General features: G+C 40.9%; 14 protein-coding genes. 1 reads left to right on the forward strand and 13 read right to left on the reverse strand.

Annotated elements, in window-relative coordinates:
* Positions 1-65 precede the first annotated feature (65 nt).
* From N475_RS02905 to N475_RS02940, 8 genes are all read right to left on the reverse strand, one after another.
* On the reverse strand, positions 66-3,335 hold the full coding sequence (locus N475_RS02905; protein WP_063364665.1) for a VPS10 domain-containing protein: 3,270 nt from the start codon (positions 3,333-3,335) through the stop codon (positions 66-68).
* A 286-nt stretch (positions 3,336-3,621) separates the two neighbouring features.
* Complete coding sequence (locus N475_RS02910) at positions 3,622-4,071, reverse strand: GNAT family N-acetyltransferase (RefSeq protein ID WP_063364666.1); 450 nt, start codon at positions 4,069-4,071, stop codon at positions 3,622-3,624.
* A 41-nt stretch (positions 4,072-4,112) separates the two neighbouring features.
* Positions 4,113-4,550 (reverse strand): hypothetical protein, encoded by a 438-nt coding sequence (locus tag N475_RS02915; RefSeq protein ID WP_063364667.1) that lies wholly within the window; start codon positions 4,548-4,550, stop codon positions 4,113-4,115.
* Positions 4,543-5,181, reverse strand: coding sequence for a Vat family streptogramin A O-acetyltransferase (locus N475_RS02920; RefSeq protein WP_063359071.1), 639 nt, complete (start codon positions 5,179-5,181; stop codon positions 4,543-4,545). Before N475_RS02920 ends, N475_RS02915 begins: the two co-directional genes overlap by 8 nt.
* 15 nt (positions 5,182-5,196) lie before the next feature.
* Positions 5,197-5,733 carry an RNA 2'-phosphotransferase gene (locus tag N475_RS02925; protein ID WP_063364668.1) on the reverse strand — a complete coding sequence of 179 codons (537 nt, stop codon included), beginning with the start codon at positions 5,731-5,733 and terminating at the stop codon, positions 5,197-5,199.
* Positions 5,734-5,825: 92 nt separating this feature from the next.
* The gene (locus N475_RS02930; RefSeq protein WP_063359073.1) at positions 5,826-6,116 is read right to left on the reverse strand and encodes a hypothetical protein; all 291 of its coding nucleotides are present in this window, start codon (positions 6,114-6,116) and stop codon (positions 5,826-5,828) included.
* An 87-nt stretch (positions 6,117-6,203) separates the two neighbouring features.
* Positions 6,204-7,094, reverse strand: a complete 891-nt coding sequence (locus N475_RS02935; protein WP_063359074.1) for a helix-turn-helix domain-containing protein — start codon at positions 7,092-7,094, stop codon at positions 6,204-6,206.
* Between the two features lie 51 nt (positions 7,095-7,145).
* Positions 7,146-8,198, reverse strand: a complete 1,053-nt coding sequence (locus N475_RS02940; protein ID WP_063359075.1) for a S66 family peptidase — start codon at positions 8,196-8,198, stop codon at positions 7,146-7,148.
* A 351-nt stretch (positions 8,199-8,549) separates the two neighbouring features.
* Here N475_RS02940 and N475_RS02945 point away from each other — a divergent pair, with 351 nt between their 5' ends.
* A complete protein-coding gene (locus N475_RS02945; RefSeq protein WP_063364669.1) occupies positions 8,550-8,855 on the forward strand; it encodes a hypothetical protein in 306 nt (101 codons plus the stop codon).
* A 109-nt stretch (positions 8,856-8,964) separates the two neighbouring features.
* Here the strand turns inward: N475_RS02945 and N475_RS02950 are convergent, their stop codons facing one another.
* The 5 genes from N475_RS02950 to N475_RS02970 all read right to left on the reverse strand — a co-directional run bounded on the left by N475_RS02950 (position 8,965) and on the right by N475_RS02970 (position 12,881).
* The gene (locus tag N475_RS02950; RefSeq protein ID WP_063364670.1) at positions 8,965-11,148 is read right to left on the reverse strand and encodes an OsmC domain/YcaO domain-containing protein; all 2,184 of its coding nucleotides are present in this window, start codon (positions 11,146-11,148) and stop codon (positions 8,965-8,967) included.
* Positions 11,149-11,333: 185 nt separating this feature from the next.
* The gene (locus tag N475_RS02955) at positions 11,334-11,852 is read right to left on the reverse strand and encodes a GNAT family N-acetyltransferase (RefSeq protein WP_063359078.1); all 519 of its coding nucleotides are present in this window, start codon (positions 11,850-11,852) and stop codon (positions 11,334-11,336) included.
* 48 nt (positions 11,853-11,900) lie between these two features.
* Positions 11,901-12,119: a DUF6500 family protein gene (locus tag N475_RS02960; protein WP_063359079.1), complete on the reverse strand. Its 219-nt coding sequence runs from the start codon at positions 12,117-12,119 to the stop codon at positions 11,901-11,903.
* A 186-nt stretch (positions 12,120-12,305) separates the two neighbouring features.
* A complete protein-coding gene (locus N475_RS02965) occupies positions 12,306-12,503 on the reverse strand; it encodes a tautomerase family protein (RefSeq protein WP_063359080.1) in 198 nt (65 codons plus the stop codon).
* Positions 12,504-12,515: 12 nt separating this feature from the next.
* Positions 12,516-12,881 (reverse strand): nuclear transport factor 2 family protein, encoded by a 366-nt coding sequence (locus N475_RS02970; protein WP_063359081.1) that lies wholly within the window; start codon positions 12,879-12,881, stop codon positions 12,516-12,518.
* Positions 12,882-12,885 lie beyond the last annotated feature (4 nt).

Raw genomic sequence — 12,885 nt, forward strand, 5'->3', positions numbered from 1 at the left:
TCAATACTAGACCAAATTAGCGATTAGGCGGTACCAATTGTGTTGGTACCGCCTGTTGTTAGCTACTACTTCGTCATCAACGGTGCGCCAACTGTCCACGGGCCACCAGCATCAATAACTGATTGCTGAAGTTGTGGGATGTCGCTTTGTTGTAGAGACTTGACGCGTTTGCTTACACTATCTAGACGTTTACTAGCATAGTCAAACTGATCTTTATGCTGCTGTGTTGGGCCGTAGGTAGACCAAGCAGCAGTCATTGCATAGAACAATCGACTAGAGATGTTTGCAGGCTTAGTTCCCATACGGTCACGCGACTTAAGGCCATTAAGTTCAATATTAATTGCATTGATCTCAGCTTGAATATTCGCGTAGTTCGCTTCCAGAGCCGCAATGTCACCCGGAGTACGGTCTATAGCTGTACGTAGTGTCTTCATTGACTTATTTAACTCACCAATCACTGCGTTTACTGCGCTAGCTCGTCTTTGTGCGTTTGCTATTTTCTTACCAAACTCGAGCACTTTTTTAGCGGACGCGGCTTGCAATGAACCACCAGTGATAGGCTTCAACTCAAACTCTACCGGTTCAGCAAGTTGTGATACTGTACCGCCTACACGCTTGTATAACGTTGCGCTATAAGTACCTGGGATAGCCAATAAGCCAGTGCCAAATGGGTTCCAACCTGAAGATTCAACCCCCGTTACCGCTTTACCTGTCGCATAGGTCATATCCCATGTTACACGGTGAAGACCTTTGGTAGTTTTACCCGCCACACGATTTACAAACTCGCCGTCCTTATCACGGATCTCAAGGTATACAGCTGGTTTTGGCTCTTGGTTTTCTTTTTCGATTTCCTCCCACGCTGGGTATTGTGGGTAATCTTTATCTTTAACCATGTCTTTCTCAGCTTTTTGACGTTGCTCTTTTGCAGTCAATAAGCTGTCTTTTAAGAAGTAAGTCAAAGTCGCACCATGCTCAGGATTTTTCGCTGCATAACGATCATCACCATCTGTATCCGTGTGGTTACCGTCTAGGCTAAACCACTTAACCGGACGACTAGGCGCAATCAACATCGCCTCTTGCTCCATAGACTTTTCAGTTAGCGCTCGCAGTGGAGCGTAGTCGTCAAGTATGTAAATACCACGACCAAAAGTGCCTGCAACTAAATCGTTTTCTCTGCGCTGAATTTTAACATCACGCGTAGAAATTGTAGGGATACCACCATTGAGTTCAGTCCACTTTTTACCACCATCAACGGTGAAGAAAATACCGAACTCTGTACCAATAAACATGAGGTTTTTATTTACATGGTCTTGAACGATACGCCACACCAAGTGTTTTTCTGGCAAATCATCAGCGAGTGATTGCCAAGTCTTACCTAGATCAGAAGATTTGATTAGATAAGGCTTAAAATCACCATACTTGTGGTTATCCAGTGCAACATAAACCGTATTAGGGTCAAACAAGTCAGCACGGATATCATTGACATAAGCCATTGCTGGAACACCTTCAATGCTATTTAAGTCAATTTTTTTCCAGTTCTTACCACCATCTTTGGTCACTTGGATCAATCCATCATCCGTACCCGCCCACAAAATTTTGTCGTCCACAGGGCTTTCAGTGAAGTTTGCAATGGTATGATATTCAGACATTGCATAGATATCCCAACCAGCTTCAACCGACCAAGTTCTTCCCATCACCGGCATGTGCATACGATTTTCATTTTTGGTTAAATCATTGGAGATTGGCTTCCAGCTATCGCCCCTGTCATCCGAACGCCAAACACGTTGCGAGGCAAAGTACAAGCGTTTCGGATCATGAGAAGATACATTGATTGGCGCATCCCAGTTAAAACGCTCAGCAGGCTCTCCAGGACGAGGTTGTGGCTTAATGTATACACCTTCTCGGGTTTTAAGGTCATGACGCGTCAAGTTACCTTGCTGCCACTGTGAATACATGATGTTAGGGTTACCTGGTTCAACCGCAGGTTGATGGCCGTCTCCTCCTAATGTCAGGAACCAATCTTTATTTTTGATCCCTTCTGCACGTCGAGTTCGCGACGGACCGCCTTGTGTTGAATTATCTTGTGCGCCGGCATACACCGTATAGAACGGTTCTGCATCATCTGGAGCAACCTTGTAGAACTGCGTTAATGGTAAGTTTGCCATAAAACGCCAATTGGCCATGCGGTCATGAGACATATATATGCCACCATCAGAGCCAATTAACACAAAATCAGGATCTGTTGGGTGGAAAGCAAAGGCATGATCATCTACGTGCTTGCGCTTGGTGTTGATTGGCGTCCACGTTTTACCGCCATCGTCAGACACTTTGCTGTAGTTACTCGCAATATAGACACGGTCAAGCTGGTGTTGATCTGCAAAGATTTCTTGGTAGTAATGCGGGCCAGTTCCACCGCCTACTTCATCAGACATTCTTGTCCAACTGGCACCGCGATTGTCTGAGCGATAAAACCCGCCTTTACGGTTATCAGTTTCAATTGTGGCATAAACAATATCTGGATTAATTGGTGAGATTGCCATACCAATTTTACCCATATTACCTTTTGGCAATCCTGTTTTTAGCTCCGTCCAAGTTTCTCCGCCATCATCAGAGGTATGGATCCCTGCTCCCGGACCTGTGCCAACGTATGTTGCTACAGTTCTTTGGCGAGACCAGGTCGCCGCATATAACTTTTTCGGGTTACGAGGATCAATTAATAACGAGGTAACACCTGTCCACTCATCCTCAGGTTTAAGCACTTGCTTCCAAGTCTCACCACCATCTGTGGTTTTATATAATCCACGCTCTCCTCCACTACTCCACAAAGGGCCTTGGGCTGAAACCCAAACGGTATTCGAGTCGGTTGGATGGACCTTAATATCAGAAATACGTTCTGACTCTTTTAGCCCCATATTTTTCCATGTCTTACCACCATCTACGGATTTATAGACACCATCACCAAAACTGATGTGGCGGCCACCATTGTTTTCTCCGGTCCCTACCCAAATGATGTTTGAATTGCTTGGGTCAATTGTCACATCGCCTGTCGAGTACACGGCTTGTTTATCAAAGATGGGTGTCCAAGTAGTACCAGCATTAACCGTTTTCCACACACCACCTGAACCAACTGCGGTGTACCATGTTGATGGGTTGTTTTGGTCTACTTCAATATCCGCAATACGACCTGACATGTAAGCAGGACCAATGTTGCGCAGCTTCATCGCTTCAAAAGTTTGACTGTTAAAAATTGATTTCTCATCTGACTCGTTTGCTAATGCATTAGAAGTCACTAGAGCAATAGATACAGCTAACGCTGTTTTTAGGAGAGTTTTCATTTTCACACCAAAGGTTATTATTTTCATTCATCCCAGCGGGAAACATTAACCTAACATATGATAAAGGTGTGTAAATAATCGCTCATGCTACAAGAAATTGAGTTAAATGTTATGATGTAACAAAGTATGTAATACTTAGCCTATGCCTGAAAAATTAAAAAATGATAATTTATTCATCAACTTAGACTCACACCTGAGCAAGTATGTATTTAATTTAGGGAAAACAACAACTAACACTGAAAGAAGTTGCTTTCCCAGCAAAAGCCTACCTAAAAGAAAAAATCAGCTAAAAGGCTAACTTTGCAAGTATTTCTCCTTCTTCTTCATCAAAGCCATACTCAACAAAGCCAAGACTGGCATAAAATGACTTAGCGGCTGCATTTTTAGGATCATAACAAATTTCAATAAATTCTAGGTCTGCATTGCGCTTAATTTCCTCGATAGCTAGGATTATGGCTCGGCGCCCTATTCCTTTCTTTTGAAACTTTTCATCCACCATGAAGCGCCAAATAGAAACCATATTTTTATTCTCTGGAACCCACATAAAAAAACCAACCGGCTCATCATCCAAATAAATCCCGCGAGTTTGATAATGTGAATTGTAATGTGATTCCACCAGCGACCACATATTACACGCCACAAAATCCTGCTGTTCCTTGCTGACATCTAGGTCACATATGGCTTCATAGTTAAGCTGAGAAACTGGTCTCAACGACACATTGCCATGGATTGCCATTACTAACTCCTTCTACTAATCAATGGGTTAAATACGCTCAACTATATCTTGATCAACTTAAGCCGTTGCTTATATCGCCATGTAAAGCCCAGTATCGCAATTGCAATTACATTAATGGTAATTGAAACAGAACCAAGATCGAGACTCACACCAATCACAGAAAATGGATTTAAACCCAAATTCCACTCGCCTAATTTCATCGTCGCAATTTGAAATAAACTTAGCCATAGCAAGCCCTTCACCAAAGATTCTGGGCTCTTTACCCATTGCCTAACCAAGTATGCATAAAGCGCAACAAAAAAGAACATGTATCCCAATTTAACAAAGCTCAGTACATGATCGAAATTGCTCTTATCAATTGCATATAAAATAAAAGTAGCCGCTGAAAAAACCAAAGAAACAAGTAAAAGAATGACATTAGCTTTATAGCTCTTTGATTCTTTAGTCATTGATTCACGCGTCGTATTTACTTCAGTCATGGTTTACCTCTTGTAACTTCTCCAAATCGCCACCAACTATCACGTCTAGGTGAGTCGTTATTTTTTCCACTGGCCAATCCCACCAAGCGATCTCTAAAAGTGCATTGATCACAGGTTGCTCAAAGCGCATTCTGATTACTTTTGCGGGGTTCCCACCAACAATACTGTATGGCGGTACATCTTGAGTGACGACAGATTTACTTGCAATTATCGCCCCAGTACCAATCTTAACACCCGCCATAATTGTGGATTCATACCCAACCCACACATCATGTCCAATCTCGGTGTCTCCTTTGTATGGCAGCTCCCCTTCCTGGGGCATCGCTTTCTCCCACCCATTGCCAAATATGTAAAACGGATAAGTAGAAAACCCAGACATTTGATGATTCGCGCCATTCATGATGAACTTTACGCCTGTTGCAATGGCGCAAAACTTTCCTATTTTTAATTTATCACCAATAAAATCAAAGTGATACAGCACATTTTTTTCAAAGTTTTCTGGACCTTGGGGATCATCATAATAGGTATAGTCACCTACGATGATGTTCTCGCGTGTAATAAAATTTTTCAGATAACCCACTTGAGGAAACCCTTCAAGGGGCGACTTGTTATTTGGATTGGGTCCTTTCAAAATAGCACCTTTATATCAATTTTTATCGTTCACAATTTTGTCTGCGGGCACATGCTCCACCAGCCAGACATCATTTTTAGTTTTATAAAATTGTGCGCCTTGTTGATGCATCAGTTCAGAATCTATGGTCAGAATTACGGCGCTGCCATAGCGACTGCCAACGGTGCGTGCAGTTTCTGCTGACTCAGTTAAATGAACATGGTGGCGGTCTCCTTTGAGTAAACCTTTTGATTTAATTGAATCTAAAAATCGAGTAGCTGTACCGTGGTACAAACTTTTCGGTGGATTCGATGGTACTAAGCCTAAGTCGACTTGAATTGAATGGCCTTGGTTTGCTCTGATCTTTTTACCATCTTCGCTAATAGCAAAGCGTTGTTTATCATTACTTTGGACAATCCCAGCGATTAACTCTGAAGTCAGTGTGAATTTATTAGTCTTTGAGATAAGTTCGCTGATGTTTGCCCAGCCTTGCGGGTCTAGTTCAAGGTTTATTAATTCAGGCTGATGCCTAAGGATCAAGCTTAAGTATTTTGATATTTTTTTATTTTCCATGGCCCCGTAATGTAGCCGATTTTATTGATTTAGTTAAGTGGTATAAGTCGCTTTATGAAATTGCGCATATATCAATAATATGCGCAATTAAACTATAAATCACTTTTATAGTAATAACTTACTGTGGGTGGCTTGGTCAGATGTGATACAAGTTCTCCTAACACACCATTATTTTCAATATGTAACATATAGTTTTTATGATCCACCTTACTTTGCCAGTCCTCATCGATTAGCATTTGAGAACGGGCTTCATCAAATAAGATCCCAACTCTGTTACACCCATAAAATTTTCGTACATTAGGTAAATTATGATGTAAAAAACGTGTCAGCGCCTCGCTATTCTCGGGCTTCAAACTACAGACTATTTGTACTTTAACGGACATAATGCCTCCTTATCATTCAGTGCAATACCAGTTTACTGAGACACGCGACATAAACTGCCCTCAACCTGCAAAAGTACTGTTTTTCGTTCATCCTTTTAAAGCCTGTTGTTTTGGCGTTTCTCCAAATGTATTTTTATAGGCCTTAATAAAGTGAGATACATTACTGTAACCAACCTCCAACGCCACGGTCGTTATACACATATCTCCCCGAGTAATGAGCTTTTTAGCATATTGCATGCGCTTATTAATCAACCATTGTTTTGGGGTTTGTTGGAATGCTTGTTTAAACTCGCGCTGAAAGCCAGAAATACTACGCCCAGATAGTTTGGCTAGATCCGTTACTGACAATTTTAATATTCGCTCATTTTCTAATAGTCGGCGCATATTACGCTTTGCAGGTAATGCCAACTCAGAGCTCTGGAGCAAAGCTCGCAAATCCTTTCCATAGATGGCGTTTAAAATATGCAAAAGTTCAAGAAGCTTGCATTCCAGCATGCCTTTAATACAGACTTCATGTTCAATGTATAGCCCTAATTGTTTAAAAAAGGCTGTTACTGTTTCGTGCTCTATCGTTAAAGCCCCCATATTTTCCTGCTTTGATAGAGACAAACAACAATCTACAGATAACAAAAACCGTTCAATTACCTGTTTATTAATGAATACCAACCAAGCCTTTAGGTTATGCGTACACTTTACAAAGTCAGAATGTAGGTTTTGCCCTTGGCACAGTAAAACGCCTTGCCCCTCGTTTAATGCAATTTGGTCATTTTGCCACGTGGTCAGAGTTTCTGCTCCACCTTCCACAAAGACCAAGCAAAGTTGATTAGTGTAAAACTCAACATCAACCAAATCTTGTTGCAAATCTTTGTAGTAAATCGCTGAACCGTCAGAGCCAACAACTTTGTCGACGTCAGACAGTGCGCCTAAAGCCTGAGGGATCACTAAAATATGTTGTAGACAATAATCCGCTGCATCCATTTTATCTTGCCCCTCAATTTAGCGTTTCGAATGTGCTACTAGTTAATAGCATCACTGACCTAGTTCAAAAGGAGATTCTAATAATCTAACCTGCTTAGTATCACTATTGATTTCAGTCATAATACCTTGCGGCAGGATGATTTGAGGGTCTGTATGACCAAAGTCTAAATTACTTACCAATGTAAGTTCGTTGCAACCAAATTCCCCTGCTACTACCGACACAATTACTTCATCGAGCTGTGCTTTTTCTTCATCGCTATAATCTCTCGCTCGACCAAATAGGATCCCTGAAACTTGCTCAAAAACGCCCATCACGCCGTAATTTCTCAACCAGTATTTTACATAGTCAATTGAAGGCTTTTCTTCTGACGTTTCAAAAAACAGTATTTTACCTTGCCAAAAATTTGCCCTCGGCCAATATTGTGTGCCTTTAAGCATTTCCAGCACCTCAATACATCCACCAAATAACTGACCTGATACGCAACCATGACCTAAACTAGGTGACTGTATAAACCTTGGTCCACCGTTACTTTTTTGAGGATGAAGCTTGCCTTCGTTACTTGTCTCAAACCAGTCAGGGTAGCCATCGCTATAATGACTAAATACCGGGAAGGTTCGACTTGAATATTCGTTAAATAGAAACGACTTTACATAATCTTGATACTTACTCGAAAAACTATGGAATTGAGAAAATCCAGCCATAATAGAGGGGCCATTAAAGGTGACTAAGCCCAGTTGATTTACAAATACAGAGACCGCAGTAAAATCCGAAAACCCCATAAAAAACTTGGGGTTCGCTTTAATAATATCTGGGTCTAAGTACTTTAGAATTCTGGCTGAGTCGTTTCCGCCAATTGATGCAATAATACCGTGTATATTGTTATCCGAAAAAGCACGGTTGATATCATCAGCTCTCATTTGTGGATTGTTGAATACATCTGCTATGTCCATGCGTGCTGTTGGATACTCCACAACATTGAGACCAAGCGCTGTTAAGTTGCGAATACCACTATCAAAGATATGTGGAAACACGGAAGGTAAACCGGTTGAAGGAGACAATACCGCTATATTGTCTCCCGCTCTCAATCGCTTTGGCTTTATCAAGTTAAAACTCCTTTTTATTTTTCTTGATATTTTTATACATTAATCAATATTATATTCATAGTATTAGTCGCCATTGGTGTAAAAAAGTAAGTTTATAAGTGGAGTTCGTTTGTCATAAAATGACGCTCAAATTTTAAACTGCACACGCGTGTTTTAAATACTAAATCTCTTCAAAGCAACACCACTTTCGATGATAAAAAAGCCAAATAAAGCAATATGCCCTTTTTACCATAATTTGCCTTCAGCTAATAATCCTGTTAGCGTTAATTTACCCAGACACAACAATCTAGCTAAATAATGTACGTGGTAGTTGAGCGTAAATACCACAATTAACCAACACAAGGAGTTGTTATGTTTTGGATTAGTAATATTTTGGGATTAGCTGTAGCTTGGTACTTTACGGACCTCCAATCACCATCGATGGTTGAGGGGATCATCTGTCCAATTCTGATTGCTGTCTTTATTTTTAGTATGTTTAGACAGCTTTATATAGCAGCAAAATCATCTACTGCTGCGCCCAACACGAAGGCACAGTCTAACGATGGCGGCGCTTATTTAGTAAACCCCAGCGTAGATAAACACAAGCATGACGGCGACAGTGATATTAGCCAAAGCTTTGGTGGAGATTCAGGTGGTGGCGACGCTGGCGGCATGTAATGCACGGCCATATAACGCGTAAGGGACTAAGTTGCCAGTCCTAGATAGTAAACGTAAAAAAGCCCGAATGTCATATTTCGGGCTTTTTGTTTCCAATTACTGGTTCAAACTATTTTGCGGCAATCGCTGCACGTGCCTTGTGTAGTTTTTTGTAACTTTCAATCAATTTCAGATGCTTATCTAAACCTTCCAGTTTAGTGCTCGTTTCTGTCAAACCGTAGAAACGTACATCACCATTTATTGAGCCAATTACATTGTCCATTACGTCCTGACCAAACATTCTTGTCAGGTTATAAATGTAATCTTCAATCTCTAACTCTTCGTCAAGTGCAATCTCAAGCACTGTGTGCATAGCTTGATAGAAGATACCACGCTCAACAGTGTTATCATTGTACTGAAGGAAGGACTCAACAAGGTCCATGGTTTCTTCCAAATCGCCTAATGCAAGATAGATAAGAAGTTTCAGCTCAAGGATCGTCAACTGGCCCCAAACCGTATTTTCGTCAAATTCAATGCCAATTAAAGTAATGATATCCGTGTAATTATCTAACTGGCTTTCCTCAAGACGATTTACTAAATCAGCAAGCGCATCATCACTTAAACGGTGCAAGTTCAAAATATCTTCGCGGTATTGCAATGCTTTGTTGGTGTTATCCCAAATTAGATCTTCAGCAGGATAAACCTCCGAGTAACCCGGTACCAAGATGCGGCATGCAATGCCCAAGTCAGTAAACTCGGCGATATAGGCTTCTTTACCTAAGTCTTTTAAGATCCCGAACAGCTGGTCGCATTCTTCTTCATTGGTACCAGAGAAATCCCACTCAACAAAGTCATAATCTTTCTTTGCACTAAAGAAGCGCCATGAAATCACACCTGTTGAATCAATAAAATGCTCAACAAAATTTTCAGGTTCAGAAACAGCCATGCTGTTAAATGTAGGACGAGGGACGTCGTTCAAACCTTCAAAGCTTCTGCCTTGAAGCAGCTCAGTCAGACTGCGCTCTAGCGCCACTTCCAAGCTCGGATGCGCACCAAATGATGCAAATACGCCACCTGTTTTGGGGTTCATTAGTGTCACACACATCACTGGAAATTGCCCACCAAGAGATGCATCTTTGACAACAACAGGAAAGCCCTGCTCTTCAAGTGCTTTGATACCATCAACAATACTCGGATATTTCGCCAAAACTTCTTCAGGTACATCTGGCAGTACAATTTCTTGTTCGATGATTTGCTTTTTCACTGCACGTTCAAAGATTTCAGACAGACACTGAACTTTAGCTTCAGCAAGGTTATTACCCGCACTCATCCCATTACTTAGGAACAAGTTTTCAATTAGGTTTGACGGGAAGTATACTGTTTCACCGTCAGAGTGACGTGTATAAGGAATTGAGCAAATACCACGCTCGACATTACCTGAGTTAGTGTCGATAAGGTTAGACCCTTTCAGTTCACCTTCTGCGTCATACACCGCTAAAGTATGCTCGTCTAAGATCTCGCTTGGTAGCTCGTCATTTGGACCTGGCTGGAACCACTTTTCATTTGGATAATGAACAAAATCGCTGTTTGCGACTTCTTCCCCAAAGAACTGATCGTTATAAAAGAAGTTACAGTTCAAACGCTCAATAAACTCACCCAATGCTGAGCAAAGTGCGCTCTCTTTTGTAGCACCTTTACCGTTGGTAAAACACATTTGTGATGCAGCATCACGGATATGCAGTGACCAAACATTAGGAACAATGTTGCGCCAAGATGCGACTTCGATTTTCATACCAAGATCGGCAAGAATACCAGTCATGTTTGCAATTGTTTGCTCAAGAGGAAGGTCTTTACCCAAGATGAATGTATTAGCATCTTGCTCTGGTTTAACCATCAGCATGGCTTGCGCATCATCATCCAAACTTTCGACGTCTTCAATTTGGAAGTCAGGACCGGTCTGAATAACCTTTTTTACTGTACAGCGATCAATAGAGCGTAAAATCCCTTTGCGGTCTTTCTCTGAAATACTTTCAGGTAGTTCTACTTGAATTTTAAAAATTTGATTGTATCGGTTTTCTGGATCAACGATGTTATTTTGAGAAATCCGGATCCCGTCCGTCGGGATCTCACGAGAAACACAGTAAACCTTTACAAAGTATGCCGCACAAAGTGCAGATGAGGCTAAGAAATAATCAAAGGGGCTAGGCGCCGAACCATCTCCTTTATAACGGATTGGCTGGTCAGCAATAACACTAAAATCATCAAACTTGGCTTCAAGTCTCAGATTGTCGAGAAAATTAACTTTAATTTCCATTGAACTCTTCCACAGTTGTGCGCAGCTGCTCGGTCACTTCAAAGCCTAGTTTGATACAACCCAGCAGCAAAATTATCTTAACTGTGCGATTATCTTATTTTTCGCGCCATTAGTCTTGGGTTAATTGCAAATAACCTCAAATTAAATCCATTGGAGAAGAGAATAGAGCCAAAAGTGGCTGGATTTTAAACACTACCTTTGTAAACCCGTACAGGGCACCCAACTCCCCTTACCATATGTATCTCATTCTCTACAAACGGGATGCCGAGTTTTTCAATTACCGACTGGGAGCGCACGTTTTCTGTCAAGTGAACAGCGCAAACTGTTTTTAACCCCAAATGCAGTTTGCAATGTGCAATCAACCCTTTTGCGGCTTCATATGCGATACCCTTGCCCCAAAAAGGTACTCCTAACCAATAGCCTATTGTGCCTTCCCCATTTTCAAGCTGAGGAAAGCTCACAGCGCCTATAATACGATCATCTCCCTTAAGCGTTACTGCGTACACCACTGCGGTTTGCTGTTCATACTGACTTTTATGTGTACTGATCCAGTCTGTCGCCATATAAGATTCGTATGGGTGAGGCACACTGGCAGTCATGTCTGCGATGATTTTCTCACCGGCTAATTCCGTTACTCTCGCAGCATCATTTTGGCAAAAAGGCCTTAAGAGCAATCTCTGGGTTTCAATGTTTGGTTGTATCATTTACAGCTCACGTTTGTTATTACTTCATGCGCTATCAGGCAGAACTATTTAAAGACCGTTTAATACCATTTCTTTTATTTTTTTTGCCTTTTCAAAATGGTCAAGCTGATGTGTTTGTATCCACCACGTAGCCGCTTCCATTAATAATTCAGGATCGTCATTTTTGTTGGCAAAAAACGCATAAAATGATACGCCTACGTTATCATCTTTTTTATCGATTTTTCGTTCGCATACCTGGATTATTTTTTCTCTTAGTTCTTGTCTCATTTTAACTACTTAGATAATTCACTATATTGAAAAATATAAACGATAAACACTGTCATTTGAACACTTAAATGGCTGCTTACACTAAAAATAATAACAATAAAAAACGGTGAAGAACTGATATTCTCACCGCGTTAACTATTAATTACTCTACTTAATTACAAGTACTTTTCATGAAAACTTAAAGTGTTATTTCCCTCTAATCTCAGTAACTTGTTCGTAGCCTATTCCCCAATTGTCGGTATTCACTTCATCGATCACAACAAAGGTTGTATTCGGTGTTTTATTTAGTACTTTGACCATCAGTTCAGTCGTACCTCGGATCAAAGCTTTTTTTTGCTCTGCCGTTACACCTTCGTCTGTCACTTTAATATTTATATAAGGCATAGATGTTCCTTTCTAAATAATATCTGCATACATTTTATTGACGATTATCCACTGACCACGCTCCTTTAAGAGCCCTAAATAATCAATGTAAACATGTTCGAATAATGGACAAACAAGCTTAACCATTGCCTGCTCACCAACAATATCGACAGCAAGAATTTGATAAGAGAAAGGCAATCCCAGCTCACTTGGCACTGGTCGTTTCTCGACAAGTAACAGCCACTCTTTTAAAGTTCGTCTTATATCAGGTGCTTTTAATACAACATCATCACTAAAAATAGACTGAAGGATATTTACATCAGCGTTGTGCAGCCCTTCACAATAACTATGGACAAGTGATTTTATCGCTTCAATATCACTTAGATTTTTGCTATGCATGAGC

The organism is Pseudoalteromonas luteoviolacea DSM 6061 (assembly GCF_001625655.1).
Classification (GTDB): Bacteria; Pseudomonadota; Gammaproteobacteria; order Enterobacterales; family Alteromonadaceae; genus Pseudoalteromonas; species Pseudoalteromonas luteoviolacea.